18 protein-coding genes are annotated in these 15,336 nt (G+C 59.3%); 12 read left to right on the top strand and 6 right to left on the bottom strand.

All coding sequences use genetic code 11. The features are described 5' to 3' along the window. Positions 1-10 precede the first annotated feature (10 nt). Positions 11-988 carry a calcium/sodium antiporter gene (locus HWW83_RS09600; RefSeq protein ID WP_033644493.1) on the bottom strand — a complete coding sequence of 326 codons (978 nt, stop codon included), beginning with the start codon at positions 986-988 and terminating at the stop codon, positions 11-13. A 302-nt stretch (positions 989-1,290) separates the two neighbouring features. Here HWW83_RS09600 and mlaF point away from each other — a divergent pair, with 302 nt between their 5' ends. The 7 genes from mlaF to murA all read left to right on the top strand — a co-directional run bounded on the left by mlaF (position 1,291) and on the right by murA (position 6,102). Beyond that, the gene (gene mlaF / locus HWW83_RS09605; protein ID WP_033644494.1) at positions 1,291-2,106 is read left to right on the top strand and encodes a phospholipid ABC transporter ATP-binding protein MlaF; all 816 of its coding nucleotides are present in this window, start codon (positions 1,291-1,293) and stop codon (positions 2,104-2,106) included. 4 nt (positions 2,107-2,110) lie between these two features. Continuing rightward, entirely contained in the window at positions 2,111-2,893 is a 783-nt protein-coding gene (gene mlaE, locus HWW83_RS09610) for a lipid asymmetry maintenance ABC transporter permease subunit MlaE (RefSeq protein WP_033644495.1), read from the top strand. A gap of 4 nt (positions 2,894-2,897) precedes the next feature. Continuing rightward, a complete protein-coding gene (gene mlaD / locus HWW83_RS09615) occupies positions 2,898-3,446 on the top strand; it encodes an outer membrane lipid asymmetry maintenance protein MlaD (protein ID WP_176589240.1) in 549 nt (182 codons plus the stop codon). A 14-nt stretch (positions 3,447-3,460) separates the two neighbouring features. Beyond that, positions 3,461-4,090, top strand: a complete 630-nt coding sequence (gene mlaC, locus HWW83_RS09620; protein WP_033644498.1) for a phospholipid-binding protein MlaC — start codon at positions 3,461-3,463, stop codon at positions 4,088-4,090. Then, the gene (mlaB, locus tag HWW83_RS09625; protein ID WP_033644499.1) at positions 4,090-4,392 is read left to right on the top strand and encodes a lipid asymmetry maintenance protein MlaB; all 303 of its coding nucleotides are present in this window, start codon (positions 4,090-4,092) and stop codon (positions 4,390-4,392) included. Before mlaC ends, mlaB begins: the two co-directional genes overlap by 1 nt. Positions 4,393-4,532: 140 nt before the next feature. Further along, the gene (gene ibaG, locus HWW83_RS09630; RefSeq protein ID WP_176589241.1) at positions 4,533-4,787 is read left to right on the top strand and encodes a BolA family iron metabolism protein IbaG; all 255 of its coding nucleotides are present in this window, start codon (positions 4,533-4,535) and stop codon (positions 4,785-4,787) included. A gap of 55 nt (positions 4,788-4,842) precedes the next feature. Further along, on the top strand, positions 4,843-6,102 hold the full coding sequence (gene murA / locus HWW83_RS09635; RefSeq protein WP_089195222.1) for a UDP-N-acetylglucosamine 1-carboxyvinyltransferase: 1,260 nt from the start codon (positions 4,843-4,845) through the stop codon (positions 6,100-6,102). Between the two features lie 71 nt (positions 6,103-6,173). Here the strand turns inward: murA and degS are convergent, their stop codons facing one another. From degS to zapG, 3 genes are all read right to left on the bottom strand, one after another. Next, entirely contained in the window at positions 6,174-7,232 is a 1,059-nt protein-coding gene (gene degS / locus HWW83_RS09640) for an outer membrane-stress sensor serine endopeptidase DegS (protein WP_033644500.1), read from the bottom strand. Between the two features lie 88 nt (positions 7,233-7,320). Beyond that, positions 7,321-8,691: a serine endoprotease DegQ gene (gene degQ / locus HWW83_RS09645; protein WP_025304368.1), complete on the bottom strand. Its 1,371-nt coding sequence runs from the start codon at positions 8,689-8,691 to the stop codon at positions 7,321-7,323. A gap of 173 nt (positions 8,692-8,864) precedes the next feature. Further along, positions 8,865-9,266: a Z-ring associated protein ZapG gene (zapG, locus tag HWW83_RS09650; protein WP_004937074.1), complete on the bottom strand. Its 402-nt coding sequence runs from the start codon at positions 9,264-9,266 to the stop codon at positions 8,865-8,867. Between the two features lie 231 nt (positions 9,267-9,497). Here zapG and zapE point away from each other — a divergent pair, with 231 nt between their 5' ends. The 5 genes from zapE to sspB all read left to right on the top strand — a co-directional run bounded on the left by zapE (position 9,498) and on the right by sspB (position 13,210). Further along, a complete protein-coding gene (gene zapE / locus HWW83_RS09655; protein ID WP_033644501.1) occupies positions 9,498-10,625 on the top strand; it encodes a cell division protein ZapE in 1,128 nt (375 codons plus the stop codon). Between the two features lie 275 nt (positions 10,626-10,900). Next, positions 10,901-11,329 (top strand): 50S ribosomal protein L13, encoded by a 429-nt coding sequence (gene rplM, locus HWW83_RS09660; protein WP_004937079.1) that lies wholly within the window; start codon positions 10,901-10,903, stop codon positions 11,327-11,329. Between the two features lie 15 nt (positions 11,330-11,344). After that, the gene (rpsI, locus tag HWW83_RS09665) at positions 11,345-11,737 is read left to right on the top strand and encodes a 30S ribosomal protein S9 (protein WP_004937080.1); all 393 of its coding nucleotides are present in this window, start codon (positions 11,345-11,347) and stop codon (positions 11,735-11,737) included. A gap of 325 nt (positions 11,738-12,062) precedes the next feature. After that, a complete protein-coding gene (gene sspA, locus HWW83_RS09670) occupies positions 12,063-12,704 on the top strand; it encodes a stringent starvation protein SspA (RefSeq protein WP_004937082.1) in 642 nt (213 codons plus the stop codon). 5 nt (positions 12,705-12,709) lie between these two features. Continuing rightward, positions 12,710-13,210, top strand: coding sequence for a ClpXP protease specificity-enhancing factor (gene sspB, locus HWW83_RS09675; RefSeq protein WP_025304365.1), 501 nt, complete (start codon positions 12,710-12,712; stop codon positions 13,208-13,210). A gap of 62 nt (positions 13,211-13,272) precedes the next feature. Here the strand turns inward: sspB and HWW83_RS09680 are convergent, their stop codons facing one another. Together HWW83_RS09680 and HWW83_RS09685 are read right to left on the bottom strand one after the other, a co-directional pair. Continuing rightward, positions 13,273-13,752, bottom strand: coding sequence for a hypothetical protein (locus tag HWW83_RS09680; protein ID WP_033644504.1), 480 nt, complete (start codon positions 13,750-13,752; stop codon positions 13,273-13,275). A gap of 163 nt (positions 13,753-13,915) precedes the next feature. Beyond that, on the bottom strand, positions 13,916-15,334 hold the full coding sequence (locus tag HWW83_RS09685; RefSeq protein WP_096242621.1) for a glutamate synthase small subunit: 1,419 nt from the start codon (positions 15,332-15,334) through the stop codon (positions 13,916-13,918). Positions 15,335-15,336: the final 2 nt, after the last annotated feature.

Raw genomic sequence — 15,336 nt, forward strand, 5'->3', positions numbered from 1 at the left:
TCCCGTCGGTTTAGCCGAAAGTACTGAAAGGGTTAAAGAACAGCACCGCAAGATACGCAATAAAGCCGCATAATAACAGCGCGCCGGCCAGGTGGCCGATGCGGTGTTTGCGGCCGATGCACAGCACGCTCAGCAGCACGCTGGCCGCCAGCATCACCCAGTAATCGCGCTGGAAGGCGGCGGCGTCCACGCTGCCTGGCGACAGCAGGGCGGGGACGCCCAGCACGATCACCGTGTTGAAAATATTGGAGCCGATGATATTGCCAATCGCCATATCATCTTCGCCCTTTAATGCTCCGGCGATGGACGTGGCCAGCTCGGGCAGGCTGGTGCCGATGGCGATAATGGTCAAGCCGACCACCAGTTCGCTCAGGCCGAAATAGTGCGCGATCACCGTCGCGTTATCGACCACCATTCTGGAAGAGAGCGGCAGAATGATAAACGCCAGCACCAGCCACAGCACCGCTACGGTATTGCTGCTGTCCTGCGGCAGTTCGGCGATCTGCTCCATGGTCAGGCTGTCGCTGCCCTCGCGCTGCGCCAGCCGGGCGATTTTCAGCATCAGCAGGATGAAACCGGCGGCGGCGGTCAGCAGCAGCACGCCGTCCAGCCTGCTCAGGGTGCCGTCCATCAACACGAAACCGCACAATACTGTGACCGCTAACATCAGCGGCAGTTCGCGCCGCAGTATTTCCGATCGTGCAGCCAGCGGGTGAATCAGCGCTGCGACGCCCAGGATCAATAAAATGTTGGTGATGTTGGAACCTAATACGTTGCCAACGGCCATATCTATCTGCCCGTTCAGCGCGGCGGTGGTGGACACGATCAGCTCCGGCAGTGAAGTGCCGATGCCGACGATGGTCATGCCGATGATCAACGGCGGCACGCCAAGCGAACGGGAAATCACGGCAGCACCATAAACTAAGCGGTCTGCACCATACACCAGTAGAAATAAACCAACGATTAATAATGCTATTGCGAGAAACATGCAGGGTCCTTTGTCGGGTATTATCCCGGTTCGTTGGTTAAAGCCGTCAATGCGGCGGTATTGCTTGCCCTCCGGTGCGTGCGCTTGAGCGCAGCAACGGTTTTTCCCGGCTAATTGTTGAACACTTTCGTTTTTTTTCGTTATGGCGCCAATTTTGACCGGGTGGCGCGGAAAAGTAAAACCAATGGCATCATTGGTTGCGAAATGGCAGTAAGTTTTTGTAAAGATGAGACGGATTGCGCCCATTGCTTTAACATCACGGGTAGATTCAGCAAAAGATGAGTCGTAAAGGGTCCATTAACATGCTCCAAAAGGCAGATAATTTGGTCGAAGTGCGCGACATGAGCTTCTCGCGCGGCGACCGGCGGATATTTGAAGACATCAACCTGACGGTGCCTCGCGGTAAGATCACGGCGATCATGGGGCCGTCGGGCATCGGCAAAACCACGCTGCTGCGTCTGATCGGCGGTCAGCTGACGCCGGACCGCGGGGAGATTTGGTTTGACGGCGACAACATTCCCGCGTTGTCCCGCCGTCAGTTGTACGACGCGCGTAAAAAGATGAGCATGCTGTTCCAGTCGGGCGCGCTGTTCACCGATTTGACCGTATTCGAAAACGTGGCCTACCCGTTGCGTGAGCACAGCAACCTGCCTGAGCCCCTGCTGCGCAGCACGGTGCTGATGAAGCTGGAAGCGGTCGGGCTGCGCGGTGCGGCGCAGCTGATGCCCAATGAACTCTCCGGCGGCATGGCGCGCCGGGCGGCGTTGGCGCGCGCGATCGCGCTGGACCCGGAAATGATCATGTTCGACGAACCTTTCGTCGGCCAGGATCCGATCACCATGGGGGTGCTGGTCAAGCTGATCGACGAGTTGAACCATGCGCTGGGCATTACCTGCATCGTGGTGTCGCACGACGTGCCGGAGGTGCTGAGCATCGCCGACTACGCCTATATCGTGGCCGATCACCGGGTGATTGCCGAAGGCACCACGCAGCAATTGCAGAACAATCCTGATGCGCGCGTGCGCCAGTTCCTGGATGGTATAGCGGATGGACCGGTGCCGTTCCGCTATCCGGCCGGGGATTATCAGACTGAACTGCTAGGCTTAGGGAGTAAATAAGCTCATGTTATTAAGAGCGTTAGCGTCTCTGGGGCGCAGTGGCATCAACACCAGCGCCAGCTTCGGCCGCGCCGGGTTGATGCTGTTCAACGCATTGATTGGCCGGCCGGAACCCGGCAAGCAGTGGCCGCTGTTGTTGAAACAGCTTTACAGCGTCGGCGTGCAGTCGCTGCTGATCATCATGGTTTCCGGGCTGTTTATCGGCATGGTGCTGGGCCTGCAGGGGTATATCGTGCTTACCACTTACAGCGCTGAAGCCAGCCTCGGCATGATGGTGGCGCTGTCGCTGCTGCGCGAGCTGGGGCCGGTGGTGACGGCGCTGCTGTTCGCCGGCCGCGCCGGTTCCGCGCTCACGGCGGAAATCGGCCTGATGAAGGCGACGGAACAGATCTCCAGCCTGGAAATGATGGCGGTCGATCCGCTGCGGCGCATCGTGGCGCCGCGTTTCTGGGCGGGGATGATCAGCATGCCGCTGCTGACCATCATCTTCGTGGCGATCGGCATTTGGGGCGGCTCGGTGGTCGGCGTGGATTGGAAGGGCATCGACAGCGGCTTCTTCTGGTCGGCGATGCAAGGCGCCGTAGAGTGGAAAAAAGATCTGCTCAACTGCCTGATCAAGAGCGTGGTGTTCGCCATTACCGTAACCTGGATTGCCATTTTCAACGGGTATGACGCCGTGCCTACCTCTGAAGGGATTAGCCGGGCGACGACGCGTACCGTGGTGCATTCGTCACTGGCGGTGTTGGGATTGGATTTCGTGCTGACCGCACTGATGTTTGGGAATTGATTCGATGCAAACGAAGAAGAGTGAAATCTGGGTTGGGGCATTCATGCTGATCGCGCTGTGCGCCATCGTGTTTATCTGCCTGCAGGTGGCGAACCTTAAATCGATCGGCAGCGAGCCGACCTACCGCGTTTACGCGACGTTCGACAATATCGGCGGCCTGAAACCGCGTTCGCCGGTGAAGATCGGCGGCGTGGTGATCGGCCGCGTGGCGGACATCGAACTCGATCCGAAAACCTACACGCCGCGCGTGGCGCTCGATATCCAGAAAAAGTACGACGAAATCCCGGATACCAGCTCGCTGGCGATCCGCACCTCCGGCCTGCTGGGCGAGCAATATCTGGCGCTTAACGTGGGCTTCGAAGATCCTGATATGGGCACCACCATTCTGAAAGACGGCGGCACCATTCAGGACACTAAATCAGCCATGGTTCTGGAAGATCTGATCGGCCAGTTCTTGTATAAAAGCGGCGGTCAGGACAGCGCCAAACCGGGAGACGCGGCCGCTGAGCCGGATGCCGGCGCTGCACCGCAACCCGCTGTTCCAAATCATTAAGAGAGGATACCTGCATGTTTAAACGTTTACTGATGGTGGCTCTGCTGGTGGTTGCGCCGCTGGCGAGCGCAGCCGACCAAACCAATCCTTACAGCATGATGCAAGACGCGGCGCAGAAGACCTTCAGCCGTTTGAAGAACGAACAGCCGAAGATCAAGCAGGACCCGAACTACCTGCGCTCCATCGTGCATCAGGAACTGATGCCGTTCGTGCAGGTTAAATACGCCGGCGCGCTGGTGCTGGGCCGTTACTACAAAGATGCGACGCCTGCGCAGCGCGAAGCTTACTTCACCGCTTTCCAGGCTTACCTGGAGCAGGCTTACGGCCAGGCGCTGGCGATGTACCACGGCCAGACTTACCAGATCGCGCCTGAACAGCCGCTGGGCAACGCCGACATCGTGGCCATTCGCGTCACCATCATCGACAACGGCGGCCGCCCGCCGGTGCGTCTGGATTTCCAATGGCGCAAGAACAGCAAAACCGGCTACTGGCAGGCGTATGACATGATCGCCGAAGGCGTCAGCATGATCACCACCAAGCAAAACGAGTGGGCGTCTACGCTGCGTACTCAGGGCATCGACGGCCTGACCAAACAGCTGCAGGCCGCTGCCGCGCAGCCCATCTCGCTGGACAAGAAAAACTGATGTCGGCAGCGCTCAGCTTCGAATCAGAGCAGCAGACGCTGATCCTGCGCGGTGAACTGGACCGTGAAACGCTGCTGCCGTTGTGGCGGCAGCGCGACGCGCTGATGGCGGATAAAACCGCGATCGACGTGGCGCAACTGCAGCGCGTGGACTCCTCCGGGCTGGCGCTGTTGCTGCATCTGCAGGAAGAGCAGCGCCAACGTGGCGTCGCGCTAAAAATTTTCGGCGTCACCGAGCGTCTGAAAACGCTGATCGCGCTCTACAACCTGCAGGCGATAATGCCTGTCGATACCGCCGGTTAGCGGCGTTTTACACCGCCTTTGCGTGGTTAAACGATACAAAGCCCCTGTTATGCAGGGGCTTTTTCTTTAGTTTAAGAAAACATCGTATTCCACTAAGATACTAGGCTGTTTATGATCCTTTAGCGGCAGAACTGGATACTATGGAAACCAACGAGATTAAAGACGTGCTGATGCAGGCATTGGCACTGGATGAAGCGCACGTGACGGGCGACGGCAGCCATTTTCAAGCGATCGTGGTCGGCGAACTGTTCGCCGGCATGAGCCGCGTCAAAAAACAGCAGACGGTTTACGCACCGCTGATGGAATTCATTGCGGACAACCGCATTCATGCCTTGTCTATCAAGGCGTACACCCCTGAAGAGTGGCAGCGAGACCGCAAACTCAACGGATTTTAAGGCTGTTTGCCCTGCCGGGCGGGCAGCTTCAGATTAGATAACAGAGAGTAGTCAGATGGATAAATTTCGTGTGCAGGGTCGGACCCGCCTGAGCGGTGAAGTGTCTATTTCCGGGGCCAAAAACGCCGCCCTGCCGATCCTGTTCGCCGCCCTGTTGGCGGAAGAGCCGGTCGAGCTGCAGAATGTCCCCAAGCTGAAGGACATCGACACCACCATTAAACTGCTCAGCCAGTTGGGCACCAAGATTGAGCGCAACGGTTCGGTCTTCGTGGACGCCAGCGGCGTGAACGAGTTTTGCGCGCCTTACGATCTGGTGAAAACCATGCGCGCTTCCATCTGGGCGCTGGGGCCGCTGGTGGCACGTTTCGGCCGCGGCCAGGTTTCCCTGCCGGGCGGCTGCGCGATCGGCGCGCGTCCGGTCGATCTGCACATCACCGGCCTGGAGCAGTTGGGGGCCGAGATCAAGCTGGAAGAAGGTTACGTCAAGGCGTCCGTCGATGGCCGTCTGAAAGGCGCGCACATCGTGATGGACAAGGTGAGCGTGGGCGCGACCGTGACCATCATGAGCGCCGCGACCCTGGCGACCGGCACGACCGTTATCGAGAACGCCGCGCGTGAGCCGGAAATTGTCGATACCGCCAACTTCCTCAATACGCTGGGCGCGAAGATCAGCGGCGCAGGCAGCGACAAGATCACCATCGAGGGCGTCGAGCGTCTGGGCGGCGGCGTGTATCGCGTGCTGCCTGACCGTATCGAGACCGGTACCTTCCTGATCGCCGCCGCGGTTTCCGGTGGCAAAGTGATGTGCCGCAACACCCGTCCTGATACGCTGGATGCGGTGCTGGCCAAGCTGCGCGAAGCCGGTGCCGATATCGACGTGGGCGAAGACTGGATCAGCCTGGACATGCACGGCAAACGCCCGAAAGCGGTCACCGTGCGCACCGCGCCGCACCCGGGTTTCCCAACCGACATGCAGGCCCAGTTCAGCCTGTTGAACCTGGTGGCGGAAGGCACCGGCGTTATCACCGAGACCATCTTCGAAAACCGCTTCATGCACGTGCCGGAACTGATCCGCATGGGCGCGCACGCGGAAATCGAGAGCAACACCGTAATCTGCCACGGCGTTGAGCAGCTGTCCGGCGCTCAGGTGATGGCGACCGATCTGCGCGCTTCCGCCAGCCTGGTGATCGCCGGCTGCATCGCCGATGGCGTGACCGTCGTCGATCGCATCTACCACATCGATCGCGGCTATGAGCGTATCGAAGACAAGCTGCGCGCGCTGGGTGCGAACATCGAGCGCGTGAAAGGCGAGTAAGTCATTAGCGCCGGCGCGGCTGCGTCGGCAGGAAGAAAATCAAAGGGCCGGCAATCAATGCCGGCCCTTTTTTAATTGCTGTCTTCCGGGAATTCACCCACCGTCATTTTCAACGTAATGCGTTTGCCGTCGCGCAGCACGATAACCGGTATCTCGGTGCCTGGCCTGATCTCCGCTACCTGGTCCATGGTTTCCAGCACGGATACCGCCGGTTTGTTATCCACGTTGATGATGATGTCGTTGATCTGGAAACCGGCGCTGCCCGCCGGGCCGTTCGGGGTAATTTCGGTCACGATGATGCCCTGCAGGCGATCGATGCCGGAATTCGAGGAGCGCAGCGGAATGATCTCTTTGCCCTGAATGCCGAAATAGCCACGGATCACACGGCCGTCGCGGATCAGCTTGTCCATGATTTTGGTGGCCAGTTCGATCGGAATGGCGAAGCCGAGGCCCTCCGGCGTTTCGCCGTCGGTAATTTTGTCATAGGTCAGGGTGTTGATGCCGATCAGCTCGCCCAGCGAGTTGACCAGCGCGCCGCCGGAGTTGCCGCGGTTGATGGAGGCGTCGGTCTGCAGGAACGTCTGTCGGCCGGTGGTGCTCATACTGATGCGGCCGGTGGCGCTGAGGATGCCCTGTGTGACGGTCTGCCCCAGGTTATAGGGGTTGCCGATCGCCAGCACCACGTCGCCGACGTGGGCAACGCGATTTTTATTGGTCGGGATCACCGGCAAATTGCCGGGATCGATCTTCAGCACCGCCAAATCGGTCAGGCCGTCCGAGCCGACCAACAGCGCTTCGTAGCGGCGGCCATCCTGCAACACCACGGTGATCTGCTGAGCGTCTTTGATCACGTGGCGGTTGGTGATGATATAGCCGCGTTCATTCATGATCACGCCGGAACCGAGCGACAGCACGTTGGCGGCCCCGTTCAGGTTGCGGTTGTAAATGTTCACCACGGCGGGCGCGGCGCGGCGCACCGCTTTGTTGTAGCTCACTGGCGTTTCGTCGCTGGTGCTCTCAGGTTTGTCTGCAAACAGGCCGTTGGAAGAACGCAGCATGGGCAGTGCGGCCAACAGCAGGCCGGCAACGATGAGACCGATAACGACAGAACGCAAGAGCTTAGCAAACATGGAGTTTTCGTGGTGTGGTGAACGATGTTCGGAGGATAGCATGAGTTAACCGGGCGCAGTATGTCACCGAGCCCGGTTTTTGCACAAATTAACGCAGCAGCAGATAAATGGTTTCGTTGCCGCGTACGATATTGAGCGCCATCACCGGTGGCTTGGCCTCCAGCACTTTGCGCAGCGTAGTGATGTTGTCCACGCGCTGACGGTTGACGCCGATGATCACGTCGCCTTTCTGCAGGCCGATCTGCGCCGCCGTCGAGCCTTTATCCACGTTCTCCACCTTCACGCCCTTGTCGCCGCTCGGCAGCGCGCCGTTGCTGAGGGAAACACCCTGCAGCGCCGGCGACAGCGTTTCGGCATTGGTCGAGGCGCTCTCGCTATTGTCCAGCGTGACCGAGACTTCCTGCGGTTTGCCGTCGCGCAGCAGGCCCACTTTGAGGGTTTTGCCCGGCGCGGTGGTGCCCACCTTGGCGCGTAGCTCGGCGAAGCTGCTTACCGGTTTACCGTCGACGGAAACCAGAATGTCCCCGGCCTTGATGCCGGCCTTGGCGGCGGCGGATTTCGGCAACACTTCGCTGACGAAGGCGCCGCGCTGCGCGTCGGTGTTGAAGGCTTTGGCCATATCCGGGGTCATTTCGCTGCCCTTGATGCCCAGCAGGCCGCGTTTCACTTCGCCGAATTCAATCAGCTGTTGGCTCAGGTTCTGCGCCATATTGCTCGGAATGGCGAAGCCGATGCCGACGTTGCCGCCGCTCGGCGCCAAAATGGCGGTATTGATGCCGATCAGCTCGCCGTTCAGGTTAACCAGCGCGCCGCCGGAGTTGCCGCGGTTGATGGAGGCGTCGGTCTGAATGAAGTTTTCCAGCCCTTCCAGATTCAGGCCGGAGCGGCCCAGCGCCGAGATAATGCCGGAAGTGGCGGTTTGGCCCAGGCCAAACGGGTTGCCGACGGCGACGGCAAAGTCGCCGACGCGCAGCTGATCGGAATCGGCCATCTTGATGGCAGTCAGGTTTTTGGTGTCGCTGAGCTGCAGCAGGGCGATGTCGGATTGCTCATCGCGGCCGACCAGCTTGGCGTCCAGCTCGCGACCGTCGTTCAACTGCACGCGGATTTTATCGGCGTTGTTGATGACGTGGTTGTTGGTCAGTACATAGCCTTTGGCGGCGTCGATGATAACGCCGGAACCCAGCCCTTCAAACGGACGGGAGCTTTGCTGCTGGCCGGGGAAGTTAGGGCCGAAGAAGCGCCTGAACTCTTCCGGCAGTTGTTGACGCTGCACCTGAGTGCCGGCGACATGCACGCTCACTACGGCGGGCAAGACTTTTTCCAGCATCGGCGCCAGGCTCGGCAGAGGCTGCCCCTGAACGGCGACGGGCAGGGCCGCGTTGGCCACCGGTACGGAGCTGAGCGTCAGGCCGAGGCTCATTGCCAATGCACTAAGAATTAACGACTTTTTCTTCATTGATTATAACTCTCTCAATACCTGCCGATGAAAATTTGATGATAAGGCAATCACCTTGTCATAGTGAAGGGTAAGACCGTGAATTTGCGTGCAAAGTTCAGTAAAGGTAATGCGAGGGAAGGTCAAGACGGTAAACGGAGGAAGCCCGCGGGTGGCCCCGCGGGCGAAGGGGGTCAGTCGCGGCGCGCGCTTTGCCCGCGCAGCAGGCCGGAGGCGCCTTCCGAATAGTCGCGCGGCATTTCCACCGGCGCTTGATCGTTGTCTGCTTCCGCTTCGGTCAGGCGATAGCGGAACGGATTTTCCTGCATCGGCAGATCCGGCAGCAGGTTGTTCGAGCTTTTCGCCATGTGCTGATACAGCTGACGATAATCGCGCGCCATGTTGTCCAGCAGCTCGGCGCTGCGGGCAAAGTGGCCGACCAGCTCCTGACGGTACTCTTCCAGCTCGGTTTTGCTCTTGTCCAGCTCGTTCTGCAGGACTTGTTGTTGACGTAATTTACGGTTGCCAAAACGCATCGCCACCGCACCAATCACGATACCGACGACCAAACCAATCAGCGCATACTCCCAGGTCATGATGACTCCTATTTTGACTTCGTTGTTCCGCAGGGATTTTTCACTTAATAATATCCACTATAACCGTTAACCTTGTCCGAGTGGAATCCTGATGCGCTTCCACCTAATTTTTACAGGGTTTTCAGCGGCGCCCGCAGCGGGCATTTGTGGCGATAACGGTGCGAATCGGCATCAACTTGCCGCCAACGTTGGCTAAATAATTTCTAAGCGTTCTTAGGGAACATCGAACAGATGCAGGCACTATCACCGTTATCTCGCTACCAGCAGGCGCTGGATGCGGGGGAATATCAGGCCGATGAGGTTCAACGCCGGGCCGTCACTCAACTGGATCGCATTTATCAGGCTCTGTTGCAAAAGCCGGCGGCGAGCGCGCCTGCCGGCGGGCTGCGCGGTAAGCTCAGCCGCTTGCTGGGCAAGGGCGGCGACACGGCGCCGCAGCGCCCGGTGCAGGGGCTGTATATGTGGGGCGGCGTCGGGCGCGGCAAAACCTGGTTGATGGATATGTTCTTCCACAGTTTGCCGGGCGATCGCAAAATGCGTCTGCACTTTCACCGCTTCATGCTGCGGGTGCATGAAGAACTGACCGAGTTGCAGGGGCGGGAAAACCCGCTGGAAATCGTCGCCGACGGCTTTAAGGCCGAGACCGACGTGCTGTGCTTCGACGAATTCTTCGTGTCCGACATCACCGACGCCATGCTGCTGGCCACGCTGCTGCAGGCGCTATTCGCGCGCGGCATCACGCTGGTGGCCACGTCGAATATCCCGCCGGACGATCTGTACCGCAACGGTCTGCAGCGGGCGCGTTTCCTGCCGGCCATCGATCTGATCAACGAGTACTGCGACGTGATGAACGTCGACGCCGGCATCGACTATCGTCTGCGTACCCTGACCCAGGCGCACCTCTACCTGACGCCGCTGAGCGACCAGACGCGCGAGACGCTGGATCGGATGTTCGTCAAGCTGGCGGGCAAGGCGGGGGAGGACGCGCCGGTGCTGCAGATCAACCATCGGCCGCTGCAGGCTATCCGTTCGGTGGACGGCGTGCTGGCGGTGGATTTCCACACGCTGTGCGAAGAGGCGCGCAGCCAACTGGACTACATCGCGCTGTCGCGGCTGTATCACAGCGTGATCCTGTATAATGTGCGGGTGATGGGGCCGCTGAAAGAGAATACCGCGCGCCGTTTCCTGGCGTTGGTGGACGAATTCTATGAGCGGCACATCAAGCTGGTGATCGGCGCCGAAGCGTCGATGTTCGAGATCTATCAGGGGGTGCAGCTGAAATTTGAATTCCAGCGCTGCCTGTCGCGCCTGCAGGAAATGCAGAGCGAAGAGTACCTCAAGCTGCCGCATTTGCCCTGAGTCTGCCGGGCTTGCCGCCGCCGTATCGCCGGTTGTCCGCCGCCGGCGATAAATTTATTTTCCATTCAAAAACCGTTCGATCTTTGTGAGCGACTTCTCTATAATCTTGCGACCCCACGTTACAACAAAGTTTTTTTTCCCAAAAACTTTATAGTGCCGGCAATGGCTATTCGAAGGGGTAGGTTTGCTGGACTTGTATGGTCGTGTGAGCCTCAACTGTTTTCGAGCGTTTGGGTGTTCACCAACGTGTAACTAATTATTGGGTAAGCTTTCTAATGAAAACTTTTACAGCTAAACCAGAAACCGTAAAACGCGACTGGTACGTTGTTGATGCAGATGGTAAAACTTTAGGCCGTCTCGCTACTGAACTGGCTCGTCGCCTGCGCGGCAAGCATAAAGCGGAATACACCCCGCACGTGGATACCGGTGATTACATCATCGTTCTGAACGCTGACAAAGTTGCTGTAACCGGCAACAAGCGTACAGACAAAGTGTACTACCACCACACCGGCCACATCGGTGGTATCAAGCAAGCGACCTTTGAAGAGATGATTGCCCGCCGTCCTGAGCGCGTGATTGAAATCGCGGTTAAAGGCATGCTGCCAAAGGGCCCGCTGGGTCGTGCTATGTTCCGTAAACTGAAAGTTTACGCGGGCACCGAGCACAATCACGCGGCACAGCAACCGCAAGTTCTGGACATTTAATCGGGATTAATGGCAATGGCTGAAAATCAATACTACGGCACTGGTCGCCGCAAAAGCTCCGCCGCTCGCGTCTTCATCAAGCCGGGCAACGGTAACATCGTTATCAACCAGCGCAGCCTGGAACAGTACTTCGGTCGCGAAACTGCCCGCATGGTAGTTCGTCAGCCGCTGGAACTGGTCGACATGGTTGGCAAACTGGATCTGTACATCACCGTTAAAGGTGGTGGTATCTCCGGTCAAGCTGGCGCTATCCGTCACGGTATCACCCGTGCACTGATGGAGTACGATGAGACTCTGCGTTCTGAACTGCGTAAAGCTGGCTTCGTCACCCGTGACGCTCGTCAGGTTGAACGTAAGAAAGTCGGTCTGCGTAAAGCACGTCGTCGTCCGCAGTTCTCCAAGCGTTAATTTCCGCTGCTTCGGCAGTGCGATTTACGCAAAAAACCCGGTGCTTCACCGGGTTTTTTTATGCCTGAAATCCGCCTTCCCCGACTAAAATCTGTGGCATATCAGACAATTCAACATGAATTCGCCGCAGCGCCCCCACAAAACAAGCAAAATCTGGTAAACTATCACCCACTTTTGCGCCTGTTCGCCGTGCAGTTGACCTCCTGGGCCGGTTTTTTATGGGTTCGGGTCGCGCTGCGTGCTGCCGGCCTGCGGCAAGATTATTCAGGATAGCAGCCTGTCAGTTGGCTATTCGCAGTATTTTCTAGATAACTTGGAGGTTTTCATGGCTGTCGCTGCCAACAAACGTTCGGTAATGACGCTGTTCTCTGGCCCGACCGACATTTTTAGCCATCAAGTACGCATCGTACTGGCGGAGAAAGGTGTCAGCGTCGAGATCGAGCAGGTCGAAATGGATAACCTGCCGCAAGATCTGATTGACCTCAACCCTTACCAGACGGTGCCTACGCTGGTCGATCGCGAACTGACCCTGTATGAATCCCGCATCATCATGGAATACCTGGATGAGCGCTTCCCGCACCCGCCGCTGATGCCGGTTTACCCGGTTGCCCGTGGTGAGAGCCGTCTGATGATGCTGCGCATCGAGAAGAACTGGTACTCGCTGATGGACAAGATCGAGAAGAGCAGCGGTCAGGAAGCAGAATCCGCCCGCCGCCAACTGCGTGAAGAGCTGCTGGCGATCGCGCCTATTTTCGGCCAGGCGCCGTATTTCATGAGCGAAGAGTTCAGCCTGGTGGATTGCTACCTGGCACCGCTGTTGTGGCGTCTGCCGCAGCTGGGCATCGAGTTGAGCGGCGCCGGCTCCAAAGAGCTGAAAGGCTACATGACCCGCGTCTTCGAACGCGACGCTTTCCTGGCTTCCCTGACCGAAGCCGAGCGTGAAATGCGCCTGCAAACCCGGGGCTAAGCGCGATGGACATGTCTCAGATGACGCCGCGTCGCCCGTATCTGCTGCGGGCGTTCTATGACTGGCTGCTGGATAACCAGCTGACGCCGCACCTGGTGGTCGACGTGACTCGCCCTGATGTTCAGGTGCCGATGGAGTTCGCGCGCGATGGCCAGATCGTGTTGAATATCGCGCCGCGCGCGGTAGGCAACCTGGCGTTGGGCAACGAAGACGTGCAGTTCAACGCGCGCTTCGGCGGCGTGCCGCGCCAGGTTTCGGTGCCGATGGCCGCCGTGCTGGCGATTTATGCGCGTGAGAACGGCGCCGGCACGATGTTTGAACCGGAAGCCGCCTACGACGAAAGCGAAGGCGTGTTCGAAGGTTTGGACAATGAGACGATCCCTTCGGAAACGTTGATGTCGGTGATCGACGGCGATCGCCCGGATACCGCGGAAGATGACGGCCCGGACGACGAACCGCCGCAGCCGCCGCGCGGTGGCCGCCCGGCGCTGCGCGTGGTGAAATAAGCCCGCGTGAACAAACGAAAAAGCACCCCGTGGGGTGCTTTTTTTTGCCCGGACGAAGCGGATCAGCCTTTCAAGGCGGCAATGCAGGCATCGCGCGGCGCGCTGAGATCGCCTACGCGCACGGTGGACAGCGCGCGGGCCGCGCGCTCACGGAAGCTGGTGATGGCGGTGTCGCCTTGCACTTCCGGCGGCGCGGTGCAGATGTCATTGAGCGGCAGATCGTTGCCTTTGTTGAGCGCCTGCAATACCGCCGCCGGGTTGTAGATCAGGGCGGCGGAGAGGGCAGATTTAATGCCGGCGGTAAATCCGGCATTGCCGCCGCCGGCCAGCTTGGGCGCCAGGGCAATCCAGTTGTCGTCCCCCAACCGGATACTGTTTTCCACGGCGCTGAACTGCCCGGCCTTGCCCAACTGAGCCACGACCGGCCGCGCGCCGCGCGCTTCGATATTGTAACCGACCTCCTGCGAATCCAGCGCCAGGGCTGAGGCGCTGAAACTGACGGCCAGCAGTGCGCCGGCCAACAGGGAAATGGAGCATTTCATGTTCGCTATCCTTATCTCGGTGTCAGGCGCAGCCGCGCCCTGCAATGGTGCTAACTCAATACTATAGCGCGTTGAGGCAGTGAGGAGGGGGAGGTTGTTACAAAGCGTGGCCGGTTAAAACAAAGGCCCGGCAACGTGCCGGGCCTTTGGCGGTACGGAAGGTTTACACTTCCAGGTAGTTCATGATGCCGTCTGCCGCTTTGCGGCCTTCGGCGATCGCCGTCACCACCAGGTCGGAGCCGCGGACCGCGTCGCCACCGGCGAAGATTTTCGGGTTGCTGGTCTGGAATGCGTTGTCGCTGCCTTCCGGCGCCACGATGCGGCCCTGTTTATCGAGCTGCACGTCGTGCGCCGCCAGCCAGTCCATACGGTGTGGGCGGAAGCCGAACGCCATCACCACCGCGTCGGCGTCGATCACGTGTTCGGAACCCGGCACCTGCTCCGCCGCCTGGCGGCCGTTGGCATCCGGCGCGCCCAACTGAGTGCGCACCATTTTCACCCCGGCCACGCGGCCGGCGCTGTTCAGTTCGATGCTCAGCGGCTGCAGGTTGAACTGGAAGTCCACCCCTTCTTCCCGGGCGTTCTTCACTTCGCGCTTGGAGCCCGGCATGTTGGCCTCGTCGCGGCGGTAGGCGCAGGTGACCTGCGTCGCGCCCTGACGCACCGAGGTGCGCACGCAGTCCATGGCGGTATCGCCGCCGCCCAGCACCACCACCCGTTTGCCTTCCATGCTGACATAAGGCTCGTGCTGCTCGGTTTCATACCCCATCAGCTGCTTGGTGTTGGCGATCAGGAACGGCAGCGCGTCGTACACGCCCTGCGCTTCCTCATTCTCCAGCCCGCCACGCATCGATTGATAGGTGCCGACGCCGAGGAACACCGCATCGTACTCGCTCAGCAAAGTCTCCATGCTGACGTCTTTGCCCACTTCGGTATTCAGCTGGAACTCGATGCCCATCTCGCTGAAGATGCCGCGGCGTTTGACCATCACTTCCTTTTCCAGCTTGAAGGCCGGGATGCCGAAGGTCAGCAGACCGCCGATCTCAGGATGACGATCATACACCACCGCTTTGACGCCGTTGCGGGTCAGCACGTCAGCGCAGGCCAACCCGGCGGGGCCGGCACCGACGATCGCCACGCGCTTGCCGGTCGGCTGCACGTGCGACATGTCCGGCTTCCAGCCCATTTCGATGGCCTTATCGCTGATGTAACGCTCGATATTGCCGATGGTGACCGCGCCGAACTCGTCGTTCAGGGTGCAAGACCCTTCGCACAGGCGATCCTGCGGGCATACGCGGCCGCACACCTCCGGCAGGCTGTTGGTCTGATGCGCCAGGTCCGCCGCTTCCATGATGCGGCCTTCGTTGGCCAGCTTCAGCCAGTTCGGGATGTAGTTGTGCACCGGGCACTTCCACTCGCAATACGGGTTGCCGCAGGACAGACAGCGGTCCGCCTGGGCTTTGGCCTGGGTTTCCGAAAACGGTTCGTAGATCTCGACGAACTCGATTTTGCGGATCTTCAGCGGTTTCTTAGGCGGATCAACACGCTGCAGGTCGATAAATTGATAAACGTTCTGGCTCATTA

The sequence above is a fragment of the Serratia ureilytica genome, from assembly GCF_013375155.1.
Taxonomy (GTDB): Bacteria; Pseudomonadota; Gammaproteobacteria; order Enterobacterales; family Enterobacteriaceae; genus Serratia; species Serratia ureilytica.

Excerpts from the sequence above, each read along its gene's own strand:
- HWW83_RS09600 (WP_033644493.1), bottom strand. The coding sequence starts at position 988 with ATGTTTCTCGCAATAGCATTATTAATCGTTGGTTTATTTCTACTGGTG.
- mlaF (WP_033644494.1), top strand. The coding sequence starts at position 1,291 with ATGCTCCAAAAGGCAGATAATTTGGTCGAAGTGCGCGACATGAGCTTC.
- mlaE (WP_033644495.1), top strand. The coding sequence starts at position 2,111 with ATGTTATTAAGAGCGTTAGCGTCTCTGGGGCGCAGTGGCATCAACACC.
- mlaD (WP_176589240.1), top strand. The coding sequence starts at position 2,898 with ATGCAAACGAAGAAGAGTGAAATCTGGGTTGGGGCATTCATGCTGATC.
- mlaC (WP_033644498.1), top strand. The coding sequence starts at position 3,461 with ATGTTTAAACGTTTACTGATGGTGGCTCTGCTGGTGGTTGCGCCGCTG.
- mlaB (WP_033644499.1), top strand. The coding sequence starts at position 4,090 with ATGTCGGCAGCGCTCAGCTTCGAATCAGAGCAGCAGACGCTGATCCTG.
- ibaG (WP_176589241.1), top strand. The coding sequence starts at position 4,533 with ATGGAAACCAACGAGATTAAAGACGTGCTGATGCAGGCATTGGCACTG.
- murA (WP_089195222.1), top strand. The coding sequence starts at position 4,843 with ATGGATAAATTTCGTGTGCAGGGTCGGACCCGCCTGAGCGGTGAAGTG.
- degS (WP_033644500.1), bottom strand. The coding sequence starts at position 7,232 with ATGTTTGCTAAGCTCTTGCGTTCTGTCGTTATCGGTCTCATCGTTGCC.
- degQ (WP_025304368.1), bottom strand. The coding sequence starts at position 8,691 with ATGAAGAAAAAGTCGTTAATTCTTAGTGCATTGGCAATGAGCCTCGGC.
- zapG (WP_004937074.1), bottom strand. The coding sequence starts at position 9,266 with ATGACCTGGGAGTATGCGCTGATTGGTTTGGTCGTCGGTATCGTGATT.
- zapE (WP_033644501.1), top strand. The coding sequence starts at position 9,498 with ATGCAGGCACTATCACCGTTATCTCGCTACCAGCAGGCGCTGGATGCG.
- rplM (WP_004937079.1), top strand. The coding sequence starts at position 10,901 with ATGAAAACTTTTACAGCTAAACCAGAAACCGTAAAACGCGACTGGTAC.
- rpsI (WP_004937080.1), top strand. The coding sequence starts at position 11,345 with ATGGCTGAAAATCAATACTACGGCACTGGTCGCCGCAAAAGCTCCGCC.
- sspA (WP_004937082.1), top strand. The coding sequence starts at position 12,063 with ATGGCTGTCGCTGCCAACAAACGTTCGGTAATGACGCTGTTCTCTGGC.
- sspB (WP_025304365.1), top strand. The coding sequence starts at position 12,710 with ATGGACATGTCTCAGATGACGCCGCGTCGCCCGTATCTGCTGCGGGCG.
- HWW83_RS09680 (WP_033644504.1), bottom strand. The coding sequence starts at position 13,752 with ATGAAATGCTCCATTTCCCTGTTGGCCGGCGCACTGCTGGCCGTCAGT.
- HWW83_RS09685 (WP_096242621.1), bottom strand. The coding sequence starts at position 15,334 with ATGAGCCAGAACGTTTATCAATTTATCGACCTGCAGCGTGTTGATCCG.